This is a genomic window from Mesorhizobium sp. B2-7-1, from assembly GCF_006440735.1.
GTDB lineage: Bacteria > Pseudomonadota > Alphaproteobacteria > Rhizobiales > Rhizobiaceae > Mesorhizobium.
This window is the reverse complement of record NZ_VFUA01000058.1, coordinates 1-22741: the sequence shown is the minus strand read 5'-3', so window position 1 is coordinate 22741 and position 22741 is coordinate 1. Positions and strand designations below refer to the sequence as shown.

General features: G+C 64.6%; 23 protein-coding genes. 13 read left to right on the top strand and 10 right to left on the bottom strand.

The features are described 5' to 3' along the window. The first annotated feature begins 83 nt into the window (after positions 1–83). Complete coding sequence (locus FJ471_RS20865; RefSeq protein WP_140806636.1) at positions 84–1115, top strand: NAD(P)/FAD-dependent oxidoreductase; 1032 nt, start codon at positions 84–86, stop codon at positions 1113–1115. Between the two features lie 81 nt (positions 1116–1196). Here the strand turns inward: FJ471_RS20865 and FJ471_RS20860 are convergent, their stop codons facing one another. Then, positions 1197–2678 carry an MDR family MFS transporter gene (locus tag FJ471_RS20860; RefSeq protein WP_140806635.1) on the bottom strand — a complete coding sequence of 494 codons (1482 nt, stop codon included), beginning with the start codon at positions 2676–2678 and terminating at the stop codon, positions 1197–1199. A 207-nt stretch (positions 2679–2885) separates the two neighbouring features. Next, the gene (locus tag FJ471_RS20855) at positions 2886–3506 is read right to left on the bottom strand and encodes a DUF922 domain-containing protein (RefSeq protein ID WP_140806634.1); all 621 of its coding nucleotides are present in this window, start codon (positions 3504–3506) and stop codon (positions 2886–2888) included. 84 nt (positions 3507–3590) lie between these two features. Between FJ471_RS20855 and folP the strand changes: the two genes are divergently transcribed. The 3 genes from folP to folK are packed head-to-tail and all read left to right on the top strand — an operon-like array spanning position 3591 to position 5303. Further along, positions 3591–4445, top strand: coding sequence for a dihydropteroate synthase (gene folP, locus FJ471_RS20850; protein ID WP_140806633.1), 855 nt, complete (start codon positions 3591–3593; stop codon positions 4443–4445). A 2-nt stretch (positions 4446–4447) separates the two neighbouring features. After that, positions 4448–4807, top strand: coding sequence for a dihydroneopterin aldolase (gene folB, locus FJ471_RS20845; protein ID WP_140642958.1), 360 nt, complete (start codon positions 4448–4450; stop codon positions 4805–4807). Continuing rightward, on the top strand, positions 4791–5303 hold the full coding sequence (gene folK, locus FJ471_RS20840) for a 2-amino-4-hydroxy-6-hydroxymethyldihydropteridine diphosphokinase (protein WP_140806632.1): 513 nt from the start codon (positions 4791–4793) through the stop codon (positions 5301–5303). Before folB ends, folK begins: the two co-directional genes overlap by 17 nt. A 37-nt stretch (positions 5304–5340) precedes the next feature. On the opposite strand, the gene FJ471_RS20835 is transcribed toward folK, so the two are convergent. Beyond that, positions 5341–5889 carry a DUF924 family protein gene (locus tag FJ471_RS20835; protein WP_140806631.1) on the bottom strand — a complete coding sequence of 183 codons (549 nt, stop codon included), beginning with the start codon at positions 5887–5889 and terminating at the stop codon, positions 5341–5343. Positions 5890–5899: 10 nt separating this feature from the next. Then, a complete protein-coding gene (locus FJ471_RS20830; protein ID WP_140806630.1) occupies positions 5900–7735 on the bottom strand; it encodes a monovalent cation:proton antiporter-2 (CPA2) family protein in 1836 nt (611 codons plus the stop codon). Positions 7736–8047: 312 nt separating this feature from the next. Here FJ471_RS20830 and FJ471_RS20825 point away from each other — a divergent pair, with 312 nt between their 5' ends. Further along, positions 8048–8314: a hypothetical protein gene (locus FJ471_RS20825; RefSeq protein ID WP_140806629.1), complete on the top strand. Its 267-nt coding sequence runs from the start codon at positions 8048–8050 to the stop codon at positions 8312–8314. A gap of 89 nt (positions 8315–8403) precedes the next feature. Here the strand turns inward: FJ471_RS20825 and FJ471_RS20820 are convergent, their stop codons facing one another. Further along, complete coding sequence (locus FJ471_RS20820) at positions 8404–9300, bottom strand: LysR substrate-binding domain-containing protein (protein WP_140806628.1); 897 nt, start codon at positions 9298–9300, stop codon at positions 8404–8406. Positions 9301–9557: 257 nt separating this feature from the next. On the opposite strand from FJ471_RS20820, the gene FJ471_RS20815 reads away from it, so the two are divergent. The 7 genes from FJ471_RS20815 to FJ471_RS20785 are packed head-to-tail and all read left to right on the top strand — an operon-like array spanning position 9558 to position 17679. After that, a complete protein-coding gene (locus FJ471_RS20815) occupies positions 9558–11072 on the top strand; it encodes a leucyl aminopeptidase (RefSeq protein ID WP_140806627.1) in 1515 nt (504 codons plus the stop codon). A gap of 39 nt (positions 11073–11111) precedes the next feature. Continuing rightward, positions 11112–12017 (top strand): proline iminopeptidase-family hydrolase, encoded by a 906-nt coding sequence (locus FJ471_RS20810; RefSeq protein WP_140806648.1) that lies wholly within the window; start codon positions 11112–11114, stop codon positions 12015–12017. A gap of 18 nt (positions 12018–12035) precedes the next feature. Continuing rightward, complete coding sequence (locus FJ471_RS20805; RefSeq protein WP_140806626.1) at positions 12036–13697, top strand: ABC transporter substrate-binding protein; 1662 nt, start codon at positions 12036–12038, stop codon at positions 13695–13697. 40 nt (positions 13698–13737) lie between these two features. After that, the gene (locus FJ471_RS20800; RefSeq protein ID WP_140806625.1) at positions 13738–14754 is read left to right on the top strand and encodes an ABC transporter permease; all 1017 of its coding nucleotides are present in this window, start codon (positions 13738–13740) and stop codon (positions 14752–14754) included. Next, positions 14754–15725: an ABC transporter permease gene (locus FJ471_RS20795; RefSeq protein WP_140806624.1), complete on the top strand. Its 972-nt coding sequence runs from the start codon at positions 14754–14756 to the stop codon at positions 15723–15725. Before FJ471_RS20800 ends, FJ471_RS20795 begins: the two co-directional genes overlap by 1 nt. Further along, entirely contained in the window at positions 15722–16681 is a 960-nt protein-coding gene (locus tag FJ471_RS20790) for an ABC transporter ATP-binding protein (RefSeq protein WP_140806623.1), read from the top strand. The genes FJ471_RS20795 and FJ471_RS20790 overlap by 4 nt, the downstream gene beginning before the upstream one ends. Before the next feature lie 8 nt (positions 16682–16689). Then, entirely contained in the window at positions 16690–17679 is a 990-nt protein-coding gene (locus FJ471_RS20785) for a dipeptide ABC transporter ATP-binding protein (protein ID WP_140806622.1), read from the top strand. Positions 17680–17727: 48 nt separating this feature from the next. On the opposite strand, the gene FJ471_RS20780 is transcribed toward FJ471_RS20785, so the two are convergent. The 4 genes from FJ471_RS20780 to FJ471_RS20760 all read right to left on the bottom strand — a co-directional run bounded on the left by FJ471_RS20780 (position 17728) and on the right by FJ471_RS20760 (position 21613). Then, the gene (locus tag FJ471_RS20780; protein WP_181179611.1) at positions 17728–18282 is read right to left on the bottom strand and encodes a hypothetical protein; all 555 of its coding nucleotides are present in this window, start codon (positions 18280–18282) and stop codon (positions 17728–17730) included. A 213-nt stretch (positions 18283–18495) separates the two neighbouring features. Continuing rightward, a complete protein-coding gene (locus FJ471_RS20770) occupies positions 18496–19578 on the bottom strand; it encodes a TIGR01620 family protein (protein ID WP_140806619.1) in 1083 nt (360 codons plus the stop codon). After that, positions 19575–21047, bottom strand: a complete 1473-nt coding sequence (locus tag FJ471_RS20765; RefSeq protein WP_140806618.1) for a YcjX family protein — start codon at positions 21045–21047, stop codon at positions 19575–19577. The genes FJ471_RS20770 and FJ471_RS20765 overlap by 4 nt, the downstream gene beginning before the upstream one ends. Before the next feature lie 62 nt (positions 21048–21109). Beyond that, on the bottom strand, positions 21110–21613 hold the full coding sequence (locus FJ471_RS20760) for a histidine phosphatase family protein (protein ID WP_140806617.1): 504 nt from the start codon (positions 21611–21613) through the stop codon (positions 21110–21112). A 248-nt stretch (positions 21614–21861) separates the two neighbouring features. On the opposite strand from FJ471_RS20760, the gene dksA reads away from it, so the two are divergent. Next, the gene (gene dksA, locus FJ471_RS20755; protein WP_128257174.1) at positions 21862–22278 is read left to right on the top strand and encodes an RNA polymerase-binding protein DksA; all 417 of its coding nucleotides are present in this window, start codon (positions 21862–21864) and stop codon (positions 22276–22278) included. A 111-nt stretch (positions 22279–22389) separates the two neighbouring features. Here dksA and FJ471_RS35670 read toward each other — a convergent pair whose 3' ends face one another. Next, positions 22390–22605, bottom strand: a complete 216-nt coding sequence (locus tag FJ471_RS35670) for a hypothetical protein (protein WP_140806616.1) — start codon at positions 22603–22605, stop codon at positions 22390–22392. Between the last annotated feature and the right edge of the window lie 136 nt (positions 22606–22741).

Sequence of the window (22741 nt, the reverse complement as noted above, 5' to 3'; positions counted from 1 at the left end):
CTCCCAATTTCTTTCACGCTGGCTGCTTGGCAGCAGGCCAGCGCTCATGCAGTCTCGCACCATTTCCCAATGGGGCGCAGCGTATGACCGATACCATCAAAACGGACGTTCTCATTGTCGGGGCAGGGCCGGTCGGCCTGTTCGCCGTGTTCGAGCTCGGTCTGCTCGACATGAAGTGCCATCTCATCGACATTCTCGACCGTCCCGGCGGGCAATGCGCGGAGCTCTACCCGGAGAAGCCGATCTACGACATTCCGGGCTGGCCCACGATCTCGGCCCAGGGTCTTGTCGACAAGCTGATGGAACAGATCCATCCGTTCAAGCCTGAATTCACCTTCAACCGCATGGTGTCGAGCCTGGAAAAGCTCGAGGACGGCACCTTTCGCGTCGCCACCGACGAAGGCGAGCTGTTCGAGGCCAAGGTGGTGGTGATCGCGGCCGGCGGCGGCTCGTTCCAGCCCAAGCGCCCGCCCATTCCGGGCATCGAGGCTTATGAAGGCAAGAGCGTCTTTTATTCCGTCCGGCGCATGGAGGAATTCCGCGGCCACGACCTGGTCATCGTCGGCGGCGGCGATTCGGCGCTCGACTGGACGCTCAACCTGCAGCCGATCGCCAAAAGCGTGACGCTGATCCATCGCCGCCCGGAATTCCGGGCCGCGCCCGACAGCGTCAACAAAATGTACGCCATGCAGGAAATGAAGCAGCTTGAATTCCTGGTCGGTCAGGTCAGCGCCCTTGCCGGCGCCGACGGCCAGCTTGCATCGGCGACCATCAAGGGCGGCCCGGACGGCGACGTCGAGGTGCCATGCACCCGCATGCTGCCATTTTTCGGGCTCACCATGAAGCTCGGGCCGATTGCCGAATGGGGCCTTAACCTCAACGAGAACCTGATTCCGGTGGACACCGAGAAGTTTCAGACCTCGATCCCGGGGATCTTTGCGGTCGGCGACATCAACTGGTATCCCGGCAAGCTGAAGCTGATCCTGTCGGGCTTCCATGAGGCGGCGCTGATGGCCCAGGCAGCCAAGCGCATCGTCAGCCCGGGCGAGCGCATCGTTTTCCAGTACACGACCTCGTCGACGAGCTTGCAGAAGAAGCTCGGCGTCCACGACTGAGGGTATTGAGATTCAAGTGACGCCGGCCTGCGAACGGCAGCTTCCTGCGCTGACCTGAATCTCAACACACCTTCAAGCGATCTACTCCGCGAGCACGGGCGCGGCGTGTTCGTCGGCGCCGCGCAGTTCCTTTTCGGGCATCAGGGCCAGCGTGATCAGCGTCAGGACAAGCGTGATGCCGGCGGTGAGGAAGATCATCACGAACGGCATCGCCGATGTCAGCGGGATATGCGTCTGCGAACCTTCGGCGGCTAAGGGCAGGCCATAGCCAAGCGCAACGGCGCCGAGCATGGCGACGCCCAGCGCGCCGCCCAGCGTGCGCAGAAAGGTCAGCACGCCCGTCGCGACGCCGAGATGCGCGCGGTCGACCGCGTTCTGGACCGAGACCGTGGCGACCGGGAATGTCGTGCCGCTGCCCAGGCCGATCAGCGTCGTTAGGATTTCGACCTCGAGAAGCGAGGCGTGTCCCGCAATGGCACTGAGCACGCCTATGCAGACGATCGCCAGGCTGATGCCGATCATGGCGATGCGCTTGTAGTGGACGAAGCGTGGGATCATGCGGCCGCTGAAGGCGGCGCCGGCAACCGTGCCGAGCAGCAGGCCGAGCATCGCCGTGCCGGATTCGCTCACCGAAAGCCCGACGACCGATTGCAGATAGACCGGCAGATAGACCGACGCGCCGATATTGGCGGCCTGCAGCAGGAACATCGACAGTGTGCCGGCAAGCACGATCGGGTTGCCCAGCACTTCGAGCGAGACCAAAGGCTCGGCCGCCAGCTGCAGTCTCAGCGCGAAGAAGAACCAGAACGCGGCAGAGCAGGCCACCAATCCGAGGATCTGCGATGAGAACCAGGGATAGGTGCTGCCGCCCCAGCTGAGCGCCAGCAGCAGCAGCGCTGTCGCGACGACCAGGAGCACCGCCCCCAACCCGTCGATGCGGTGATGCTTGGCCGCGATCGGCAGCTTCTTCAGCGGGTTGTTGACGATGGCCATGGCCAGGATGCCGATCGGCAGGTTGATCCAGAAGATCAACGACCAGTGCAAATGCTCGGCAAAGACGCCGCCGAGCAGCGGACCGGCGACGCTGGCCACCGCCCAGGTGCCGGAGATCCAGGCCGCGTAGCGGGCGCGCTCGCGCGGCGGCACGAGATCGCCGATGACCGTCTGGGCCAGCGCGAAGAGACCGCCGCCGCCGGCGCCCTGGATGGCGCGGCCGATGACCAGCACCAGCATGTTGGGCGCGAGGGCGCTGACCAGCGACCCGAGCAGGAAGATAAGGATGCCGGCGTGGATGACCGGCCGGCGTCCATAGACATCGGAAATCTTGCCGTAGAGGGGCGCCACCGCCGTCGCGGTCAAAAGATAGCCGGTGACGATCCATGGCAGGTACTCGGCATGGCCGAGCGCGCGCGCGATCGTCGGCAGGGCGGGGGCTACGATGGTCTGGTCAAGCGCCGCCAGCAGCATCGACAACAGCACGCCGCCGATGATGGTATTCTTCTCGCTCTCGCTCATCGGCGCGGCTTTCGGCGCCATCGCCTGGTTCTCGACGGTCTGGTCCATGCGTCATTCTTTCAAAGGCTGATGCTTGGCGCGCCAAGACGGCTCTGGCCGGGCGCGCCTGTCATTTCTCATCGTGGATAGCGGCTCGAGCGTTTCGAACCCGCTATATGTCGTCCGATATAGGCCGATTTCGACCGCGCTTCGAAAGTTTTCCCGGTCTGGCACCATGCTTGGGCGAAATTGGCCTCGGATACGGCTTGCCTCAGGTCAAGGCGGCGGCAGTTGCCCGGCTTCGACGCGCTGCATCCGGTAGCGCATCAGGCGAAGGATACGGCTTTCGAAATTGACGCTCTCGACGCGGTCGAAGCGCACCTGGTCCTGATCGTGCCTGGCGAGCTCGGCTGCCTGGATCGCGGCGGCCTTGGCCTTTGCCTCTTCGCATGTCCTTTGCGCAGGGATGGCTTTCAGCGCATCCTCGAGCAGGCGCGCATGGTTCTTGGCGATCTCGACATGGCGCTCCTCGTGCCGCTTGATGTCGGCCGATAGCGTGTCCCAGAACAGCCTCACGTCGGGATCGGCTTTGCGCGGGCGACGCCATTCGGGGAGGATCACCTTGACCTTCACGGTGACGGCGGCGTCGGCGATACGGCAGGATTGCGCGCTCTGCGCGTAGCTGATGCGGGTCGTGAAGGCCATCTGCGTGGCGCCCGGGTGCCGCGAGCCGGTGCTCTTCACCTCGGGGCCGTTCTTCGAAAGCTGGTTCTGAATGTCGTCGAGCGTGCGGCCGCCGACACTGAAATAGCTGTAGGTCTTCACCAGATTGGCCGCGCCCGCCGGCATGGCGGTGAGCGAGAGCATCAGGGCGCAGAGCAGGGACCGGTTCATCATATTGCCTCTTCACGCACCTTGCTTTAGGGCCGTCGCCAGCGCAACGGAATTGATTTCGCGCGGATCACGCATGGTTGATGGATGATGACGACAAGGCGATGGCAGTTGGCGCATGGACGCTATCTCGACCTCGGTCCGAAGGCGGTCGTCGTCGGCATCCTCAACGTAACGCCCGACAGTTTTTCGGACGGCGGCCTGTTCATCGCGCCTGAGAAGGCGCTGGCGCAGGCGCGCCGGATGGTGGAAGAGGGCGCAGCCGTCATCGATGTCGGCGGGGAATCGACCCGGCCGGGTTTTGCCCCGATCTCCGCCGAGGAAGAGCAGGCGCGCGTGCTGCCGGTCATCGCGGCGCTCGCCGCGTCCGGCGAGGCGCTGATCTCGGTCGACACTTATCGCGAGGACACGGCGCGGCTTGGCGTCGCCGCCGGCGCCCATATCGTCAACGACGTCTGGGGGCTGCAGCGCGAGCCCGGCATTGCGCGCGTCGCCGCCGAGACCGGCGCCGGGCTGGTCATCATGCATACCGGGCGCGAACGGCAGAAGCTGCCCGACGTGATCGAGGACCAGTTGCTGTTCCTGCGCAGATCGCTGGAGATCGCGCGCGCCGGCAAGGTCGCCGACAGCCAGATCGTGCTCGATGCTGGCTTCGGCTTCGCCAAGGAGACGGCGGAGGAGAACCTCGACCTGATGGCGCGGTTTTCCGAACTTCAGGCACTTGGCTATCCACTGATGGCGGGAACCTCGCGCAAGCGCTTCATCGGCAACGCGACGGGGCGCGAGCCCGCCGACCGGGCCGCCGGCACGGCGGCCACCAGCGTCATCCTGCGCTTGAAAGGAGCCGAGCTGTTTCGCGTCCACGATGTCGCAATCAACGTGGATGCGCTGGCGGTGACCGATGCTATGCTGGCGCGCGAAACCGAGCTCCCTCCCGGACACTGATCATGTACGTCATCCGTATGAAGAATTGCGCCTTCTTCGCCCGCCACGGCGTGCTGGACGAGGAGGAGACGCTTGGCCAGCGTTTCTATGTCGATGCCGAACTGACGGTCGAACCCAGCCGGCCGCTGACGGAGGATTCCATCGAGGATACCGTGAACTACGGCGTCGCCTTCGCGGTCATCGAGAAGATCGTGACGGGACATCGCCGCTTCCTGATCGAGGCGCTGGCGCTGGAGGTCGCGAAGGCGCTGACGGCACGGTTCTCGCAGATCAGGAAGGCCGAGATTACCGTGCGCAAACCGAACGCCCCGGTGCCGGGCGTGCTCGATTATGTCGAGGTGACCGTTGTCTGGCCAGAATAGCGCCGTCTATCTCAGTCTCGGCGGCAATCTCGGCGACCCGGCGAAGTCCATGGGCGCGGCATTGCGTTTGCTGGACGGCAACGACGCGACGCGCGTCACCGCCGTCTCCTCGCTTTACCGCACGCCGCCCTGGGGCAAGCTCGACCAGCCCGATTTCCTCAACGCCGCCGCCGCGATCGAGACGGCGCTTTCGCCGCGCGCGCTGCTCGACCTCTGCCTCGATGTCGAGAAGCGATTGAAACGCGTGCGCGAGGAGCGCTGGGGGCCGCGCCTTATCGACATCGACATCCTGGTGTTCGGCGACCGGGTGATCCACGAGACCGGGCTCGAAGTGCCGCATCCGCGCATGCTGGAGCGCGCCTTCGTGCTGGCGCCTCTGGCCGAGATCGCGCCCGGGCTTTCGATCAGTGGCAGGAGCGTGTCGGAACGGCTCGGCGCCGTCGATATTTCGGGTATCGAGCGCCTGCCGTCCGGCCGCGAATGGTGGCTGGGCTGATTTTGGATTTTCCTGGAATTGCTCCAAAGCCTGCTGGTTAGCCGGAAAAGCCGCCTTCGTCCAAAAATGCCCGCTCATCGGCGGTCGTCGCGCGGCCAAGCATCCGGTTGCGATGCGGAAAGCGTCCGAAGCGCCGGATGATCTCCAGGTGTTCCTCGGCATATTTCAGATATTCAGGTGCCTTGGCGGTCGTGAGTTCCACCGACCGTTGCTGGTCCGCGAGCAATTCGGAATGCTCGAAGGGCAAATAGAGAAAGACGCGAACCAGTTCTTCCATTTCCAGGTCATGGCCGGCGGCGATCGCCCTGTCGGCAAAATGCCGGGCGAGCGGATCGGTCGCGAACATGTGGCCGGTGCCGCGGAAGCAGTTGCGCGGGAATTGATCGAGCAGGATCATCAGCGCCAGCGAACCTTCGGCATCAGCGTTCCAGTCGTCGCATTCGCGTCGCGCGGCGGCGTAGTGCAACTCCAGGAAGCGATTGCGGAAATCCGTGTCGAAGGCGTCGCTCTTCTCGAACCAGGCGTCCTCGCCGGCATCGCGCCAGAATTTCGTAACGGAAAGCGCTCGCGGATCGAGTTCTGCCATGCCTTGCCCTTCAGTTCTTGGTCTCTGCGTTGTTCAGCACGACCGCGGTTTCCTGGTTCAACGCCCGGCCGGCGCGGCGTGGCTGCGTGAGCGGCGTCGGGATCGGCGTGCCGATATTGCCTTTGAGGAAGCGCTGGCCGGCGCGCACGCCTTCTGCCAGTTGCGTCTCGAAGCGCGCTTCGTCACGGCGCCGCACATCCTCGATGACTTCGGCGACTTCTTCGGGATCGACGCCCAGCGCCTCCAGCGCGGAGCCGCCGAAAACCAGCGCCGATTCGAAGGTCTCGCGCAGCTGATAGTCGACGCCGGCGCGCACGAGCTGCAGCGCGGTGCCGCGGTCGAAGGCGCGCGCCAGGATGGTGACCAAAGGGAATTCGGCCTTGATCAGCTGCGCGATGCGCACGGCGGCGTCCGGCTTGTCGACGCAGATCAGCACCGCTCGGGCCCGCCCTGCGCCGGCCGCATGCAGGATGTCCAGCCTTGTGCCGTCGCCGTAATAGACCTTGAAGCCGAAATCGGCCGCGGCCTGGATCATCTCCACCTCGTTGTCGATGATCGAGACATCCATCCCGCGCAACAGCAGCGGCTGGCTGGCGATCTGGCCGAAACGGCCGAAGCCGATGATCAGCACGTTGCCGGTGAGGCCGTCGGCGATGTCGACGCCATCGAGCGACTGCTCGTCACGCGGGGTGAGGTAACGCAGCGCTATGATCGCCAGGGGCGTCAGCACCATGGAGATGATGACGATGGCGGTCAGCGTGGCGTTGGCCTGGCCGTCGATGATGCCGACCGCGGCGGCGGACGAGTAAAGCACGAAGGCGAACTCGCCGCCCTGCGCCATGAAGACGGCGCGTTCGAGCGCCTCGCGGTGGCTGCTTTTCAGAATGCGGGCGACGGCGTAGATGCCGACCGCTTTCATGATCATGTAGGCGACGACATAGACGGCGACGAGCCGCCAGTTCTGTGCGACGACGCCGAGGTCGAGCGACATGCCGACGGCGAGGAAGAACAGGCCGAGCAGGATGCCGCGGAACGGCTCGATATCGGCTTCGAGCTGGTGGCGGAAGGTCGATTCCGACAGGAGCACGCCGGCGAGGAAGGCGCCCATCGCCATCGACAGGCCGGAGAGCTGCATGGCCAGGGCCGACCCCAGCACCACGAGCAGCGCGGCGGCGGTCATGACTTCCCGGGCGCGGGCGTCGGCCAGGATGCGGAAGAGCGGATTGAGCAAATAACGGCCGGCCACGACCAGTCCGACGATCGCCGCGATGCCGATGCCGACCTCGGTCAGCCGCTCCGAAAGGCTGGTCTCGGCGCCGCCAGGCGCGAGGAACGCCACCAGCGCGAGCAGCGGCACGATCGTCAGGTCTTCGAGCAGGAGGATGGAGACGATGCGCTGGCCTTTCGGTGTGGCGATCTCGCCGCGCTCTTCGAGCAACTGCATGACGATGGCCGTCGAGGTCAGCACGAAGCCGGCGCCGGCGACGAAGGACTGCGCGATCGGAAAGCCTCCGGCCAATCCGACCAGGGTCAGAAGCACCGCGCAGACGCCGACCTGCAGTGCGCCCAGGCCGAAAATCTCGCGACGCAGCCCCCAGAGCCGCGACGGCTGCATCTCCAGGCCGATGATGAACAGGAACATGACGACGCCGAGCTCTGCGACGTGGAGGATCGCTTCCGATTCGGAAAAGACGCGCAGCCCGAACGGGCCGATGACGACGCCGGCGGCGAGATAGCCGAGGATCGAGCCCAGCCCCATGCGCTTGAAGATCGGCACGGCGACGACGCCCGCGGCGAGCAGCGCCACCACCTGCACCAGATCGCTGCTCGACGCCTCAACTGCCATGCCTGTCGTCATCCCATTGCTCTAAAAGCGCATCGCCTGAAGCTGCACACTTCTGTGCGACATGCATTAGAAGCACTCCTTGCATGCCCCGGGAGCGAGAGGCAAGGGCGCCGAGACTGGCTGGAAGAGCAGGGGCATCCACGAGGTTACGAAGCAACAGGCTCCGCGGCAAACGCTTGTTGCAAGCGCGTTACACAAGTTGACACGGCCCGGTCGTTGCGCGCCGCCACAATCAGAGGTTATGGCACGTTCGGCTTCGGCCATTGGAGGCAGCGGCGATGGGCGGCTGCCTTTTTTGAGGAGATGACTGACATGAAGAAGTTTTTGCTCGTTGCCGTCGGTGTTGCGGCGCTGGCCGGTTCGGCTTGCTCCAAGGGGCCGGAATGCACGCAGGAAATCGCTGCCAAGAAGGCGCAGGACATGGCCACCGCCCTCCAGGAAGCCATCACCAAGGATCCGAGCAAGGCTGCCGATCTGACCGCCAAGGTGCAGGCCGTGACGACGAAGTATCAGGGCGCGACGACGCTCGACGAAGCCTGCAAGGCCTATGACGAGCTGACCGCCACCATCAAAGGTTGAGCGCAGCCGTCGACAAAGGAAAAGGCGGTGGCCAGGCGGCCGCCGCCTTTTTTTGCGCGACGCTTCGGCCGGCACCTTGCCGGGATGCGCTACGCGATACCCATCGTTTGCTTATGGTCGGCGATCTCGGCGAGCAGCCAGTCCTGGAACATGCCGGTGCCGGGCTTGTTTCCGATGCTGCGGCGCTGATGCAGGTAGATTCCGGCCGGATAGGTGTGGCGGGCGCTGAACGGAGCGACAAGCCTGCCTTGCTGCAGAAGGTCCTGCGCCATCATGGTGTCGGCCAAAGCGATCCCCGCGCCGTTTATCACCTCGCGCATGATCAAGGTGCAGTCATCGAGCGTCGTGCTTGATTTCGGCGTGGTGTCCAGAACGCCTTCCTGCTCCAGCCAGCGCCGCCAGCGCATGCTCTCGCATTCGTGGATCAGGTGATGATTGACCAGATCTGCGGGTGTTCTGAGCGGCACCGGGCCTTCGAGCAGCGAGGGCGCGCAGACCGGGGTCAGGACCAGCGGGATCAGCAACGTCAGGGCCGGGCCGGCCTTGTAGACGAACTCGTCGACGATGGCCAAATCGAAGTTGGCCCGCTTGCCGGACGTCGAGATCTCCAGGTCCACCGACGGGTGCAGCTTGCGGAAATTCGGCAGCCGGTCCGCCAGCCAAAGGTTCAGGACCGCCGGCACGCAGAGCACCCTGACGCGCTGGGTCCTGCCATGGCCATGGACGAAGCTGACGTCGTCGGTGGCGCGCCAGATGGCCTCGAACGCCTCGGAAAGACTGCGCGCGTAATATGAGCCCCTGATGGTCGGGGTGATCTGGCGAAAGCCGCGTTCGAACAGGTCCTGGCCAAGGTTCCTCTCGAGCGCGCGGATGTGACGGCTGACGGCCGACGGCGTCAGATGCAGCTCTTCCGCCGCATCCTTGATGCTGCCGAGACGCGCGGCGGCCTCGAAAGCGCGCATGCCATTGAGCGAGGGCAGGGCCATTGGCCGATCATGAATTGTCAGTTGAGTTTTTGTCAATCGACTTGGGCAAAATTGGCGTTTGATCGCCTGGCCGGTTCGGGGATACCCAAATGGCAAGAGCGACTAAGTCGCCGTCAGAAAACAATTATTTGGGTACTCCGATACCATTTCCCCAACGGCGCGAACCGGCCTCTTCGGTTTGTCCGGTGGCGGGAGAAGTTTGCGCGTGACGCAGACGACTTGGCAGGAGCCGCCCCGCAAATGGGAGAACGAGCTTCATGCCTCAGTCGCCGGTGCCGGTCTTTGAAGCGGCGGACGAGATTTCAGCGGAAACCTCCGTCGTCGTGATCCTGCAAACCGCTCAAGGCGGTTTTGGCCCCCGGGCAACGGCGCTCGATGCTGAGATGAACGGGATCTTGTCTCGCGCATGCTCCGACCCGGCTGCGCTTTCCGAATCCGGCACCTGCGTCGACGTCATCGCCCCCAAGGCAATGTCCGCCAGGCGCGTGGTTGTGCTGGCTTTGGGCAGGGCCGAGGCCGTAACCACGCTTTCCCTGGCGCGGGCCGGCGGCCTGCTTGCAGCGCATCTGGAAGGCAAGGGCGAATGCGCGGCAACTGTCGTCTTGGACCCTATCGCGGGCGTGGACCTGTCCGCGGCGGAAATCCTGGCGCGGGTCGCGCTCGGCATGCGGCTGCGGCGCTATCGTTTCGACATGCGCAACCGGCGGCAAGGAGCCGGGGCTGACCGGACCTTGCGGGTGCAATTGATCGGCGCGGCCGGCCCGGGACTGAAGGCGGCGCTGGCGCGGACCAACGCCATCGCCGATGGCGTCGAATATGCGCGCACGCTGGTCAACCTGCCGCCGAACCATCTCCACCCGGACAATTTCCACGACCACCTCGAGCCGCTGCGCGAGGCCGGCATCGATGTCGAGATCCTCGACATGGCGCGGCTGAAGGAATTCGGCATGAATGCGATCCTGGCCGTCGGCTCCGGCTCGGCGCGACCGCCGCGCGTCGCGGTCCTGCGCTACCGGGGCAAGGGCGCTCCTGCGCAGCCGCTGGCTTTCGTCGGCAAGGGCGTCTGCTTCGATTCCGGTGGCTTGTGCATCAAGCGCGGCGAGCAGATGTTCGACATGAAGGCGGATATGGGCGGCGCGGCCGCCGTGGTCGGGCTGTTGATCGCGCTCGCCCGGCAAGGCAGCCCGGTGCATGCCGTCGGCGTGCTCGGCATTGCCGAGAACATGCCGTCCGGCACCGCGCTCAAGCCGCGCGACATCATCACGACGGCGTCGGGGCAGACCGTGGAAGTGTTCGACACGGATGCGGAAGGGCGGCTCATCCTGGCCGACTGCCTCTATTATGCCGCTTCGCGCTTCAACCCTTCGGTGATCGTCGATCTGGCCACGCTGACCTATTCCGTGATGCGCGGCCTCGGCTCGGTCTTCGCCGGTCTTTTCAGCACCGACGACACCATCGCCTCGCGCATGATCGCGGCCGGAGAAAAGGTCGGCGAGCGGTTCTGGCAGCTGCCGCTCGACCGGGCCTATGATGAGGGGCTGCAATCGCCTTTCGCCGACATCCGCCACCACGCCAAGGACATGGAGGACGGCGACGCGCCCTATGCCGCAGCCTTCCTGCGCAATTTCACCGAGGACCGCCCCTGGGTGCATCTCGACATTGCCGGCAAGGAACTGGCCGACAAGGACCGGCCGCTGGGCCGGGAAGGCGCAACGGCCTTCGGCGTGCAGATGCTGGAAGAATGGGTGCAATCCGGCCGGGCGGCGAACTAGGCGACAACGAGAATGTCTTCAACCAAGCAGGGAACCGGGATGCCGTCCGAGATCGTCAGCAAGGAAGGTCGGGCCGGCTTCGGCGCCTATGAAACCTGGTATCGGATCAGCGGCGAACTCGATGCCGGCAAGGCGCCGGTGGTGATCCTGCATGGCGGGCCGGGCGCCGCCCACAACTATGTCGATGCCTACAAGCTTCTTGCCAGGGGCGGCCGGGCCGTCATCCACTACGACCAATTGGGCTGCGGCAATTCCACCTTGCTGCCGGAAAAGGGCGCCGATTTCTGGATGCCCCAGCTCTTCATCGACGAGCTGGAAAACCTCGTCGACCATCTCGGCATCCGCGGCGGCTTCCATGTGCTCGGCCAGAGCTGGGGCGGCATGCTGGGCGCCGAATATGGCGTGACCCGGCCGAAAGGCCTGAAGTCGCTGACCATCGCCAACTCGCCGGCTTCCATGAAGCTTTGGGTCGAGGAGGCCAACCGGCTGCGCGCCGATCTGCCCAAGGACGTGCAGGAGACGCTGACCAAGCACGAACAGGCCGGCACGACGGACGATCCGGCCTACCAGGAAGCGACGATGCGGTTCTACGAACGGCATGTCTGCCGGGTCGTGCCGTTCCCGCCGGAGGTGACGGAGACCTTCGCCCAGATCGTGCGCAATCCGACCGTCTACAATGTGATGAATGGCCCGAACGAGTTCCACGTCATCGGCACGCTGAAGAGCTGGAGCGTCATCGACCGACTGTCGGCCATCGAGGTTCCCACACTTCTCGTCTCCGGCCGTTACGACGAAGCCACGCCCGCGACCGTGCAGCCCTTCAAGGACGGCATCAAGGGATCGCGCTGGCGGATATTCGAGCACTCTAGCCACATGCCGCATGTCGAGGAGCAAGAGGCCTGCATGCGGGTGGTCGGCGACTTCCTGAACGACAACGACAACTGAGAAAAGGGGAATAACCACATGAAGAAACTGCTTTTGGCGGCCTCGGCCGCTTCATTGCTGGCCGGCGCGTGGCTGGCTCCGGCGCAGGCCGAATATCTCAAGGAGCACCGCGGCGGCACCATTCGCCTTCTCGCCCGATCGGCCGCCGGAACGCTCGACCCGCACATCAACTACACCGACCAGGGCTGGCAGATGTACCAGCCGATCTATGACGGCCTGGTCACCTTCCGAAAGGCCGAAGGCGTCGACGGCTTTTCCGTCGTTCCCGATCTGGCCGAGGCTCTGCCCACGGTCAGCAATGACGGCAAGACCTTCACCTTCAAGCTGCGCAAGGGCATCAAGTTCTCCAATGGCCAGGATCTCGGTGTGAAGGACGTCGTTGCCTCCTTCCAGCGCATCTTCAAGGTTTCCGGCCCGACCTCGGGCACCTTCTACGCCGGCATCGTCGGCGCCGACAAATGCCTGGCCGACACCAAGAGCTGCACGCTGGAAGGCGGCGTCGTCGCCGACGAGGCGGCCGGCACGATCACCCTCAATCTCACCAAGCCGGACGCCGAGATCCTCTACAAGCTTGCCTTGCCGCATGCCGTGATCCTGCCGGCGGACACGCCGACGGAGGATATGGGCTCAAAGCCTATCCCCAGCACCGGCCCCTACATGATCTCGGCCTTCGATCCCAACAAGGGCATGACGGTTTCCCGCAATCCCAACTTCAAGCAGTGGAGCGAGGAAGCCCAGCCGGACGGCTATCCGGACGTCGTGCAGTATGATTTCGGCCTGTCGGAAGAGGCGGCCGTGACGGCGATCCAGAACGGCGAAGCGGACTGGATGTTCGACGCGCTGCCCAGCGACCGCCTTGGCGAGCTCGGCAGCAAGTCCATGGACCAGCTGCATATCTCGCCGCTTTCGGCCTGGTGGTACGCGCCGCTCAACACCCGCATGGCTCCGTTCGACAATGAAAAGGCCCGACAGGCCGTCGCCTACGCAGTCGACCGCAACACGCTGGTCAAGCTGTTCGGCGGCAAGGTGCTGGCTTCGCCGGTCTGCCAGGTCCTGCCGCCGGATTTCCCCGGACATGAGGACTATTGCCCGTTCACCAAGAACCCTGGCGCCAAATGGTCGGCTCCGGATGTCGACAAGGCCAAGCAGCTCGTCGAGGAATCGGGCACCAAGGGCCAGAAGGTGACCATCATCGTCGAGGATACCGCCATCTCGCGGTCGATCGGCGTCTATCTGCAGAGCGTGCTGACCAGCATCGGCTACGTCGCCGACGTCAAGCCGATCTCGTCCAACCTGCAGTTCACCTATATCCAGAACACCAACAACAAAGTGCAGATGTCCGTCACCCAGTGGTACAAGGACTACCCTGCGGCCTCGGATTTCCTGAACATCCTGTTCAGCTGCGCTTCCTATCGCGAAGGCTCGGACGCCTCGATCAACATCTCGGGCTTCTGCGACAAGGATATCGACGCCCAGATGCAGAAGGCGCTGGATCTCGGCGTGACCGACCAGAAGGCGGCCGACAAATTGTGGGCGGCAATCGACAAGCAGGTCACCGACAAGGCGCCAGCGGTCGGTCTCTTCACGCCGAAGCGGCTTGATTTCGTCAGCAAGCGCATCGGCAATTTCAAGTTCAACCCGCAGTTCAACTGGATTATCACCCAGTCCTGGGTGCAGTAAGGGGCCTGGGTGCAGTAACGAACCGCGGAAGGCACATATCGTGTCCAGCCAAGTCGCCGCCATGCCGCGCAAGACGCGAGGGCCTTGGGCCGTCGCGTCTGCGAAGCTGGCAACGGACAGGGCCGCCATGGCGTCCCTGGCCGTGTTCCTCATCCTCGTTCTCGCCTGTTTCAGCGCGCCGCTCTACGCGAAATGGGCGGGCACGGACCCGTTCGCCTCGACGCTCGACGCCGTCATCCAGATCGACGGCGCCGACGTTCCGGTGATGGAGCAGTCGACCGAGGGGCTGGGGCTTGGCTATACGCCGATCGGTCCGACCTGGCGGCTCGGCAATTACTTCCTCGGCGCCGACAGCCAGGGGCGGGACGTCATGGCAAGGTTGCTCTATGGCGGCCTGAACTCGCTGCTGATCTCGGGTGCGGCCACCATCTTCACGCTGATCTTCGGGACGATGGCGGGATTGATCGCCGGTTATTTCGGCGGCATCACCGACACCGTGCTGTCGCGCCTGCTGGACGTGCTCTGGGCGTTCCCGATCTATCTGCTGGCGATCTCGCTTTCGATCGTCACCATCGCGCAAGGCATCGCGATCGGACCGATCGAGATCCAATCGGGCAGCCTATGGCTGCCGGTCATCATCATAGGCATCGTCTATATACCCTATGTCGCGCGCCCCATTCGCGGGCAGGTCTTGGCGCTGCGGCACAGCGAGTTCGTGCTTGCAGCGATCAATCTGGGCGTGCCGGGCTGGCGCATCCTGTGGCGTGACATCCTGCCCAACATCACCACCACGCTCATCGTCTTCGTGCCGCTGATGATGGCGCTGAACATGCTGACGGAATCGGCGCTTTCTTTCCTGTCGATTGGCGTGCAGCCGCCGGCCGCAAGCTGGGGCACCATCATCCAGGACGGGCAGGCGCTGCTCTACACGCGGCCACTGGTGGCGCTGGTGCCCGGCCTGGCGATCGCCGTTTCCGTCATGGCGCTCAATGTCTTCGGCGACGGTTTGCGCGATGCGCTCGATCCGCGCTCCAAGGTCCGGCTGGGGCGCGACTGATGTTTTACGCGATCCTTCGCCGTTTCGGTCAGATGCTGTTCGTGATGTTCGGCATCTCGGTCATCGTCTTCCTGATCTTCTTTGCCACGCCCGGCGCCGACCCCGCCGCGCGCATCGCCGGCCGCAACGCTTCGCCGGAAGTGCTGGCGGCCGTGCGCCACAGCTTCGGCTTCGACCAGCCGCTCTATGTGCAGTACACGCGCATGATGGAGAAGATCTTCGTCACCGGCGACCTGACCTCCTTCGTCAATCGCGGCTGGAAGGTTGTGCCGGCAGTCATGGATTCGATCCCCGTCACGCTTTCGCTGGTGTTCGGGGCCGCGGTCCTGTGGGTGGTCGTCTCCATCATCATCGGCGTCGTCGCCGCGGCCACCCGCGACAGTTGGCTGGACAAGCTGCTGATGGCGCTCGGCCTGCTCGGCATTTCCATGCCGGTCTACTGGCTGGGCGAGGTGATGAACCTCATTACCCAGAGCCGTTACCACGACAGCTGGGCGTTCTCCTGGGTGCCGCCGCTTGGTTACAAGAACTTTTCCGACGATCCGAAAGGCTGGTTCCTGACGCTGGTCATCCCATGGATCACGCTGGCCATCCTCTATATCGGCATCTACGGGCGCGTGCTGCGCGCGGCCATCATCGAATCCATGCAGGAAGATTACATCCGCACGGCGCGCGCCAAGGGCCTGTCGGAGACCCGCATCCTGTTTCGCCATGCGCTGCGCACCTCGCTCATCGCCTTCGTCACGCTGTTCGGCCTCGACTTCGGCGCGCTGGTGGGCGGCTCGGCCCTTCTGACCGAGGTCGTCTTCGGCCTGCACGGCATCGGCAAGCTCACCTATGACGCGCTGCAGAATCTCGACCTGCCGATGATCATGGCGACGGTCATGTACGCGTCCATGTTCGTGGTGATCGCCAACGCGGTGGTCGATTTCGTCTACATCCTTCTCGATCCGCGCCTGAGGGCATCATGATCCTGTCGGTGCGCGATCTCAAAGTCTCCTTCCGCACACACGATGGGCCGGTGCGCGCCATCGACGGCGTTTCCTTCGACCTCGAGGAAAGCGAGATCCTCGGTGTCGTCGGTGAATCCGGCTCCGGCAAGACGGTGTCGCTGCTTGCCGTCATGGGCCTCATCACCGACCCGAACGCCACCATCGAAGGCTCAATCCGCTACAAGGGCCGTGAGTTGGTAGGCCTGTCGCGGCGCGAGCTGAGGCGCCTGCGCGGCAACGAAATCGCGATGATCTTCCAGGATCCGATGACGGCGCTGACGCCGGTCTACACGATCGGCTGGCAGATCGCCGAGCAGATCCGGGCGCATCGCGGCGTCAGCAAGGCCAAGGCAATGGCGCGTGTCGAGCAGTTGCTGGCGGAGGTGAATTTCCCCAACCCGCACGAGGCGATGTCGCGCTATCCGCACCAGCTTTCCGGCGGCATGCGGCAGCGGGCGGTGATCGCGATGGCCTTGTCCTGCGATCCGGCGCTGCTAGTGGCCGATGAGCCGACCACCGCGCTCGACGTCACCGTGCAGGCCGGCATTCTCGATCTTGTGCGCAAGCTCCGCGCCAAGCATAAGTCGGCCGTGGTCTTCATCACGCACGACATGGGCGTGGTCTCCGAACTCGCCGACCGCGTCATGGTCATGTATGCCGGCCGCGTGGTGGAGCGCGGCACCCGCACGGAACTATTTTCCGATCCGCGGCACCCTTACACACGCGCGCTGCTCGGCTCGATCCCGCCGCTGACCGGCCAGAAACCGCGCCGCCTGCCGGCCATTCCCGGCTCGCCGCCGTCCTTGCTGCGGCTGCCGCAAGGCTGCGCGTTCGGTCCGCGCTGTCCGGTTCGCTACGAGCCTTGCGAGACCGGCAAGCCGGGTCTCGGCAGCGACGCGCATGCGGCCGCGTGCTTTCGGGTGGCACAGGCATGAGCGAACCGATGACAGATTTGGACCGCCCGATCCTCGAGACGCGTTCGCTGGCGAAACGGTTTTCGATCGGCACCCGCTTTTCCGCCGAAGGCAGGCGGACCGTCCATGCGGTCGACAATGTTTCGCTGACCGTGCGACGCGGCGAGACGGTGGGCCTTGTCGGCGAATCGGGATGCGGCAAGTCCACGCTGGCGCGCTGCCTGGTTCGGCTCTACGACATCACCGATGGCAAGCTTCTGTTCGAAGGCAACGACATCACCTCGAAGTCGCTGTCCGAGCTCAGGCCGCTGCGGCGGCGCCTGCAAATGGTCTTCCAGGATCCCTCGGCCTCGCTCAATCCGCGACGGCGCGTCGGCGACCTCGTCGCCGAGCCGCTGCGCATCCACGGCAAGCTTTCGTCACGTGAGATCACGGCGCGGGTGGCGAAGCTGTTCGAGCTGGTCGGACTGCTGCCGGACCACGTGATGCGCTATCCGCATGAATTCTCCGGCGGCCAGCGCCAGCGCGTCGGCATCGCGCGGGCGATCGCGTTGAACCCGGACCTTGTCGTGCTGGACGAGCCGGTTTCGGCGCTCGACGTGTCCGTGCAGGCCCAGATCGTCAACCTGCTCGCCGACCTGCAGGAGAAGCTGAAGCTCACCTATATCTTCATCGCCCACGACCTCTCGGTGGTGCGACAGGTCTCGACCCGCATCGCCGTCATGTATCTCGGTTCGATCGTCGAGGAAGGACCGGCGGAAGAGGTGTTTGCGACGCCGGCCCATCCTTACAGCCAAGCGCTGATCTCGGCCGTTCCGGTCGTCGAGACGACGCCTACGGGCGCGCGCAAGCGCATCATCCTCACCGGCGACGTGCCAAGCCCGCTGAAGCCTCCATCCGGATGTCGTTTCCACCCTCGATGCCCGATCGCGGTTGACCGCTGCCGTTCCGAGCGGCCGGAACTGAAAGAACATCGCCCTGGCCGCAAGGTGGCCTGCCACTTTCCGACTTTGACCTGAGCCGTCTTCTTTGCGGGTGGCGGGCGCGGCTGCCGGGGCTGCGCCGGATCAGTTCTTGGCGATGGAGCCGACTTCGACCGAGTCGATCCGCTTGAGGCTCATGCCGATCACTGGCACCAGCTGATTGTTGACGCGTACGGCCACCGTCACGGTCATCGAATTGCCGTCTGGGACACGCGCCTGCATGACGCCGTTCAACTGCTTGCGGTTGATGGTGAAGACGACCTTCTGGGCGTCGACGACATTGCCGCCGACGATGTCCATTCCGCTTTCGGTCGAGCCGCCCATGAAGGTGCCCCTGTAACCGTCGCGGCCCTTGCGCTCGACGCTGGCCGACATCTTTTGCGTGAAGACGCCGACCCTGCAGCCGCCGTCAAGCGTCATGCCGAGCTTGCTAGCAGGCGTCGAGCCGTTGAAATCGCAGGTGAATTTGGTGCCCTTGTACTTGCCGGCGATGATCTCGCCGGGGCCGACCCATCTGCCTTCGACCGAGTGGAAGAACTGCTTGTCCGGCTCCGCGCCAAAGGCCTTTTCGACCAGTCCGAGCGGCGCGGCAATCGCAACCGTCGCAGGCAGCACGCAGGACAAGATTACGCTTCTCATGGACGACACCTGGCACGACAGAGTCTGTTCTTGGGACCTGCCTGACCATGGAGAAGATTGGTTAATGCTTCGTCACTGGAGCATGATGCCGAAAAGTGTGAAGCGGTTTTCGGACGACATCATGCTCTACTTCTTTGACTCAGAGCCGGATTCAGATTTCAGGTTGATTCGACCTGAAATCATCCGGCTCTGGCACGGGTTTTCGCGTTTACCCTATTGCTCTGCCTGACCGCCCTTCTTTGCCGCGAACGACGTGAGCGCCGAAAGGAAATCGCCGAGGCCTGGGCGCTTCACGGCGATGAACGGCAGGGGGCGGGCGGTCTCCATCGCGGCGATGCCGATGCGCGCCGTCATCATGCCGTTGACCACGCCTTCGCCGAGTTTTGCCGAAAGTTTCGCGGCAAGCCCGTGGCCGACGATCTGCTGCACGAAACTATCGCCCACCGCGATCGAACCGGTCACCGCCAGATGCGCGAGCACGCCGCGCGCCAGGCGGAAGAAACCGAGCGTGCCTGGACGGCCGCCGTAGAGTTCGGAGAGCCGCCGGATCAGGCGCCCGGCCTCGAACACGACATAGGCGATGTCGACCAGCGCGCGGGGGCTGACCGCTGTGATCAGCGACACGCGCTTCGCCGCCTCCAGGATCATGATCTTGGCGCGGGCATCGAGAGGCGACAGGATTTCGGTCTCGGCCAGCCGCACCAGATTGGCGCCGTCGATGATCTCGCCGCGCAATTCGGCAAGCGAACGGCGGCCAGCGGCGGTTTCGGGTTTTGCCGCGACGAAAGCGGAGAGCTCGTCGACCAGGGCGCGCGCCGCCTTGGGATCGTCGCGCGCCACGGCATCCAGCGCCCGATTCTGCATCTTTTCGACCTCGGCAAGGCGGGCGATGGCGAGGAATTCGCGGACAAGGATGACGAGCAGCGAGAGCAGCGCGATCGCCGCCATGCCGGCCGCCAGCCAGCCGAGCCATTCGGCGCGCGCGAACAGGTCGCGGATCAGCTGGTCGGCCCATAGGCCGACCGCCAGCGAGACGAGCACGCTGAGAGCACCGAAGAACAGCCCGGCAAGCAATGAGCGCTTTCTTGGCGCCGTCGCCGGCGGCGGGGCCGCGGCTTCGATGTCCGGCTCGTCGAAAACGTCGATTTCGGAGGGGATGACCACCGCGACATCCGCCCTGGCCGCGCGCGGCCGGCGCGTCGGTTGCTCCTGCGCGACACGGCTCTGTGACGCTTGCGGCTTCGGTTCGAGCTCGGGCTCGATGCGAAAGGCCGCGGGTTTGCGGGGCGCGGTCATGCCAGATGATCTCCGATCAGGAACTGCAGCGCGCGGTCGAGCCGGATATGCGGCAGGGACAGCGTGACGCCCTCGGCGGTGCGTTCGAGCTTCGGCGGGCGGAAACGCACGAAGCGGATCGCCGGTTCGGCGCTGTCGGGCGGCGATCCGGAATTGTCGAACACCGCATCGACCTTCTCTGGCAAATCGCCCGGGAATATGGCGGTTTCGGTCTTTCCGTCGAATGTCTCGCCGTTGATCTTCTCGCCCTTCAGCGGAGTGCCGATGATGACCGGCAGCATCTCGCGCCCCTGCTTCACCGTGCCTTCGCGGGTCGAGCGAACCGCAGCCATGGCGACGACATCGACGGCGGCGCCGCTGAAATTCGCCCGCGCCACGGCGCGGTCGGTCAGCCGGCGCACGATCGCCTGCAGCCGGTCGTGGCTTTCATGGTGCAGATGGTCGGCCTTGGTCGCCGCAACCAGGATGCGGTCGATGCGGCGCGAGAAGAAGTCGGTGAGGAAATTGCCGCGTCCGGGCCGGAAGCACGACAGGATCTCGGTGACGGCACGCTCAAGATCGGCCATGGCGGCCGGGCCGGCATTCAGCGCCTGCATGGCATCGATCAGCACGATCTGCCGATCGAGGCGGGCGATGTGCTCGCGAAAGAACGGTTTGACGACATGCGTCTTATAGGCCTCGTAGCGGCGTTCCATCATCGCCTGCAGCGATCCGGAGCGCGGCCGGCCTTGCGCCAGCGTCATCAGCGGCGCGAAGGTCAGCGCCGGCGAGCCTTCGAGATCGCCGGGCATCAGGAAACGGCCGGGCGGCAGCGTCGACAGCGCCCGCTCGTCAAGCTTGCAGGCCTTGAGATAGGCGGCGAAGCTTTCGGCCAATCGCCGCGCGGTCATCTCGTCGGCGTCGGCATCGGGATCGATGGCGGAGGCCAGCTCGCGCCAGGCCTGCGACAGGTCGGAGCGGACGGGCAGGGCGGCCAGCTCCAGCGCCTCGCGCGAAAAATCGGCGAAGGATTTGCCCAGCAGCGGCAGGTCGAGCAGCCATTCGCCGGGATAGTCGACGATGTCGACCGATAGTTTTCCGGCTGAAAAAAGCCGGTTCCAGCCCGAAGCCGATTCATATTCGATGGTGAGCCGAAGCTCGGAGATGGCGCGCGTGGAGTCCGGCCAGACGCGGTCGTTCACCAGAGCCGCGACATGATCCTCATACTGGAAGCGCGGAACAGCATCATCCGGCTGCTCCTCGAGGAAGGCGCGGGCGATGCGGCCGGATTTCTGCGCCTCGAACAGCGGCAGGCGTCCGCTATGGATGAGGTTGTGGACGAGAGCCGAGATGAACACCGTCTTGCCGGCACGGGACAGGCCGGTGACGCCAAGACGCAATGATGGAGAGAAGAGCCCGGCGGCGCGGCCCGACAGCGTGTCGAGCGCAATCCTTGCCTCGTCGGTAAAATTGGTCAGCGATGATGCCAAATCAGCCTCTGGTTGCGCGCCAGCGCCCGATATAGGCCTTGGACCGCGGGTTTGAAATGGCCTCAGAGGTCGGCGGGCGTGAGAAAGGCTTCGAGATAGCCGTTGCCCTGCGCCGCTTCGGCGAGGTTGCCCGGAAAGCGCACCACGGCGAGGCCGGAGGTCGGAAAACCGTGGTTCATCATGCCGCGCGCCGCCTCCTCGCCGTCGCCTGACACCGCCATGGCCAGGTCCTCGGTCATCGGATTGTGGCCGATCACCAGAAGCTGGCCAGCGCCGCCATTCTTGCGGATGATGTCGAGGTAGCCGGCCGCATCCTCGCTGTAGAGCGTGTCGAAGAACAGGACCCGGCCGGTGTCGGCGCGCCCCGCCAGGCCTTCCAGCGTCTGCCTCGCCCGCTTGGCGTTGGAGCAAAGCGTGACGTCCGGCACATAGTTGCGGGCCCGCATGGCCTCTCCGATCGCTTCGGCATCGGCCATGCCCGATTCGTCGAGCGGGCGGTCGAAATCGCGCACGCCGGGCAGCGCCCAGCCGGCTTTGGCATGCCGCAACAGATAAAGTCTGCTCAACCGGACCCCCATGGCGCTGCTTTCCCGGCAAAGCGCGATTAGTCACCAGAACCACGTGATGCACAATGGCCGGCGCCAGCAACTGCAACGAATCGTGTGCGAATTCGTTTTGTGCCGTTGAAACAAAGTCGTCGCGCGGGCTGCCGATGCGAGACTAACAATTGCGTGAAACTGTCGCCGATAGCGCTTGTGCGGGCTCTTGTCCCCGAATATATAGGCGCCAAATTTGGGGTTGTTGGGTGAGTCGAATGAACGACATCGTTACCGCCGATTACGTACCCTCCGAAGACGAGCCGTTCATGAATGAACGGCAAAAATCGTACTTCCGTCACAAGCTTATCACTTGGAAGAACGACATTCTCCGCGAAGCACGCGAAACCCTCGAAATCCTGCAGCAGGAAAACGCCAACCACCCCGACCTAGCTGACCGCGCCTCCTCCGAAACCGACCGCGCCATCGAATTGCGCGCCCGCGATCGCCAACGCAAGCTCATCTCGAAAATCGACTCCGCGCTTCAGCGCATCGACGAAGGCACCTACGGCTATTGCGAGGAAACCGGGGAGCCGATCGCACTGAAGCGGCTTGACGCACGTCCGATCGCAACGTTGTCGATCGAGGCGCAGGAGCGCCACGAGCGCCGCGAGAAGGTCTATCGCGACGATTGACGCGAACCGAATAGGCACGGGAACAATGAAAATGGCCGGAAATCCGGCCATTTTTCGTTTCCGGTGCTCAGGCGCGGAGATGTTCGCCAGTGCCGGCAAGCTGCCGTTAGGTCAGCGCTTGTGGTTGCCCAACTCGCCAAGCAGCTTGGTCATCTCGTCGTCGAGCGAAGGTTTGGCCGCGGGCTTGCTGGGTGGCGGCTGGGAGTGCGTTTCGTCGAGAGAGGTCTCGAGTTCGTGCATCAGCGTGTCGTCGATGGAGTCGTTTGAGGGCGGCGGCGCGTATCGGGTGCTGCCATTCGTCGTCGTCCCGTAGCCCGGCAGCGGCATGACCTTCGCCGTCGGCTGGCTCGGCGCTGCCGGCTTGGGTGCGGGAGCCGGCGCGCGCGGGCGCGCGGCAGCAACTGGCTGGGCGGCAGGCGGCGGCGCCGGCCTGGTAGGGGCGGGTGCGGGAGCTGGCACAGGC